The organism is Streptomyces sp. NPDC058619 (assembly GCF_042717785.1).
In the GTDB taxonomy this organism is placed as follows: Bacteria; Actinomycetota; Actinomycetes; order Streptomycetales; family Streptomycetaceae; genus Streptomyces.
The window spans coordinates 1-4,396 of sequence record NZ_JBHXQN010000132.1 but is presented as its reverse complement, the minus strand read 5'-3'; the positions used below and the strand labels follow the sequence as shown (position 1 = coordinate 4,396).

1 protein-coding gene is annotated in these 4,396 nt (G+C 69.4%); it reads right to left on the bottom strand.

Translation table 11 applies throughout. The features are described 5' to 3' along the window. Positions 1-4,396, bottom strand: a 4,396-nt coding sequence (locus tag ACFWTC_RS38605; protein WP_384075141.1) for an amino acid adenylation domain-containing protein, incomplete at both ends; no start/stop codon positions are given.

Below are 4,396 nucleotides of genomic sequence, written 5' to 3'. Positions count from 1 at the left end.
TCCGCCGCCGCAATCACCGCACCCCGCAACCCCGCAGCCACACCACCCGGCCCGAACACCTCCCCAACAGTCAACTCCAGATCGAACTTCGCCGCCGCTACGCCGGCCGAAGCTCCTCGCGCCATAGCGCCGGGCAGGTTCACGACGGCATCGGCGTTGTTCTGCAGGGTGAGCATGACCTGGAAGAGCGGGTGTCGGGCCAGGGAACGCGTCGGAGCCAGCTCCTCGACAAGGCGCTCGAAGGGAACGCCCTGGTGCGCGAAGCCGGACAGGCCCGCCTCCCGCACACGGGACAGGAGTTCGCGGAACGTCGGGTCCCCCGACAGGTCCGCACGCAGCACCAGCGTGTTCACGAAGAACCCGACCAGGTCGTCCAGGGCTTCGTCGATACGCCCAGCGTGCGCCGAGCCGATGGGGATATCGGTGCCTGCGCCGAGGCGGGAAAGAAGCACCGCCAGGGACGCCTGGAGCACCATTGCCACCGTCACGCCCTCGGCCCGTGCCACCTCCACCAGGTGCGCATGCACTTCCGACGGGATGTCGAAGGGGACTCCGTGCCCGTGGTGGCTCGCCGCGGACGGACGGGGGTGGTCGTAGGGCAGTGCCAGCTCCTCCGGGGCACCGGCCAACGTCTCGCGCCAGTAGGCGACCTGCCGGGAAAGCACGCTCTCCGGGTCGTTCTCGTCGCCGAGGAGTTCGCGCTGCCACAGCGCGTAGTCCGCGTACTGCACCGGCAGCGGCTCCCACTCCGGAGCCCGACCCGCACAACGCGCCTCGTACGCCACCGACACATCCCGCGCCAACGGCCCCATCGACCAACCGTCGGCGGCAATGTGGTGCACCACCACAACCAGCACATGCTCATCGGGGGATGCGCGGAACAGCCAGGCTCGGACCGGCACTTCGAACGCGAGGTCGAACGCGTACCGCGCCGCCGCCGCCACCGAGGCATCCACAGCCCCGGCATATGCGTCACGGACCAGCAGCTCCCAGCCCAATTCGTCCAGGTCCAGGACACGCTGGTACGGCTCGCCGTCGGCGGTCGCGAACACCGTGCGTAGCACCTCGTGGCGGCCGATGACGTCCCGCAGGGCGGCGTTCAGCGCGACGCCGTCCACCTCGCCCGTCAGACGGAGCACCGTCGGCAGGTTGTAGGTGGGTGCCGGGCCCTCCAGCTGGCCGATGAACCACAGGCGGCGCTGCGCGAACGACAGCGGCACCCGCTCCGGACGCTCCTGCGCCATCAGCGCTGTCCGGGCTCCGTCGGCCTCGTCGATGCAGGCCGCAAGCCCGGCCACCGTCGGAGCCTCGAACAGCATGCGCAGCGACAGCTCGACTCCCAGCACCGACCGCACCCGGCTCACCAGGCGTACGGCCAGCAGGGAGTGGCCGCCGAGGGTGAAGAAGTCGTCGTCGACTCCCACCTGGGGCAATCCCAGAATGTCGGCAAAGACGGTGCACAGGAGCTCCTCCTGTGGCGTCGCGGGCCGACGGCTTCCCACCGCCTTCTCCGACACATAGGCCGGAACGGGCAGCGCCTTGCGGTCGAGCTTGCCATTTACCGTCAACGGCAGCGCATCGAGGACCACGACCGCCGTAGGAACCATGTGCGCTGGCAGCCGTCCAGCCACCACCTCACGCACCAACTGCGGCAGTTCATCCCTATCGGCACCCTCACCCGGCACCACGTAGGCCACCAGACGCTTGTCACCGGGCGTGTCCTCGCGGGCAACGACCGCGGCCTGAGCGACGCCGACGTGGGCGGCCACCGCGGCCTGAACCTCGCCTAGCTCGATGCGGAACCCTCGCAACTTGACTTGCTCGTCGGCCCGGCCCGCGAACACCAACTGACCGTCGGCTTCCCAGCGGGCAAGGTCACCGGTCCGGTACATCCGCGACCCGTCCTCGGCGAACGGGCAGGCCACGAACCGTTCGGCGGTGAGTGCGGGGCGGCCATGGTAGCCGCGCGTCAACTGCGCGCCCGCCACGTACAGCTCACCCACGACGCCCGGCGCCACCGGCTCCAGACTCCCGTCCAACACGAACATGCGGGAGTTGGCCGCGGGCGAGCCGAACGGAACCGTCCCCTCGCGTTGCGGGTCCACCGGCCCGGTCGCCACGATCACGGTGGCCTCGGTGGGTCCATAGGTGTTGATCAGGTTCCGCCCCCGGGCCCACTTGGCCGCGAGGGTCGGCTCGATCGCCTCGGCGCCCACGACCAGGGAACCGACGATCGCCAGGTCATCGGGTTCCAGCACGCCCAGCAGGGACGGCACGACGCTGGTGGAGCGTATTCGCGCCGATGCGACCAGGGCGCGTAGCGCCTTGGGCTCGGCCCGCTCGGCCGCGCCGGCCACCACCAGCGAGCCACCACTGCCCAGGGTCACCGCCACGTCCAGTACGGACGCGTCGAAGCTGAACGAGGCGAACTGCAGTACCCCGACGCCCGGCCCGACCTCCATGAGCGGACCGAACACCGACACTAGGTTCGCGAGCCCGCCATGTGTGGCCGCGACGCCCTTCGGAAGACCTGTCGACCCCGACGTATAGATGACATACGCAAGGCTGTCCGACGCCACGGCCGTAGCGGGCGCGGTCTGCGGCATTTCCGCCAACTCGGCGTCCACCTGCGGATCGTCGAGCTGCACCACCCTGTACGCCCCGAGCCCACCGGTCAGGCCTGCCACCATGTCCCTGCGGCCGACCACCACCTGGGCCCCGCTGTCGCCGAGCATGAACGCCAACCGCTCCGCCGGGTACTCCGGATCGAGCGGCAGATAGGCACCGCCCGCCTTCCACACGGCCAGGATCGCAACGACCATCTCCACGCCGCGCGGCAGACACAGCCCCACTACCGACTCAGGACCCACCCCTCGGCCGATGAGGGCGTGCGCCAACCGGTTGGCCCGCGCGGCCAGCTCGGCGTACGACACCTCAGTGCCCTCGAACGCCGCCGCGACCGCATCCGGAATCCGCGCAGCCCAGGTCTCGAACAACTCCGGCACGAAGAGCTGCGGCACGACGGCCTCGGTGTCGTTCCACTCGGTCAGCACCTTGCGTCGCCCGGCCTCGTCGAGGACCTGGAGCGACGTCAGTGGCCGGTCGGGGCCGCCGTCCAGCGCCTCTTCCAGCGCCACAACCAAGTTCTCCGCAGCTGTGGAAACCAGCATGGCAACTGCCTGCGGGTCGATCGGTCCGACTGCATCGACGGCCAGCCTCAGTGCCGCTCCGCCATCGTTGACCGCGACCGCGAGGGGGTAATTGGTGCGCTCCCGCGCGAGCAGGGTCCGGAACCCTTGGTTGTCCTCTTCTCGGCCTGCGGCGTGGTCGACCGAATGGTTCGTGTTGTGCCGGTAGTTGAACAGCGATGTGAACAGCGGGGTGTCTCCCGGCACACCACTGGCCTGCCGTGCGAGGGCCAGCGGCGCATGCTCGTGCTCAAGCAGCGTGGCAAGCTGACCGCGCATCCCCCGCACCGCAGCGAGTACGCCGGTACGGTCGTCCAGACGCACCCGCACCGGCAGCGTGTTGATGAACGGACCCGCGACCCGGTCCGACCCCGCCCCGGCATTCATCCGCCCGAACAGCACCGTACCGAACACCACGTCGTCACGGCCGCTGACCGCGGCAAGGACCCGCGCCCACGCCACATGCATCACCGTGGCCGGGGTCACCCCCGCACTCCGCGCCACCTCACGCAGCCGCCCGGACAGCTCCACCCCCACATCAGCCACCGCATGCGACACATCCGCACCCACACCGCGCACATCCACCAGACCGAACGGCGCAGTCGGCTCATCCACATCGCCCAGCAGATCGGCGAAGAACCGCTCATGCACGTCCCGCTCCACCCCGCCACGCGTCTGCGCAACGAAGTCCCGGAACGGAAGCGCCTCGTGCAACTCCTCACCCCGACCGGCCAGGAACGCCTCCACCTCACCAAGCAGCAGTTCCAAGCCTGTGTGGTCCTGGATCATGTGATGCGCGCGGATCAGCAGAAGCCAACGACTGTCCTCGACGCGGGCCGCGTGCAGTCGGATCAGCGGGGCCCGGTCCAGGTCCATCGACAAACCACCGGCAGCCAGGAGCTGCTCGACCGGCTCGTCGTCCGGGTTGAGATCGACTTCTTGGACTGGGAGTTGGGCATGACGCCATACGACCTGCACCGGCTCGCGGAGGCCTTCCCACACGATGCCGGTGCGCAGGATGTCGTGCCGGTCCACGACCTGCTGGAGGGCATCGGTAAAGGCTTCGAGCCGTCCGCGAGTGTCGAACTCGAGCACTGTCGGCATGACGTAGGTGTCCTCGCCGCCGTCGGCGAGGAGGTGGTGGAAGAGCAGACCCTCCTGCAGCGGAGCCAGGGGGTAGATGTCGGCGACGTTCGCCGCGCCACCGT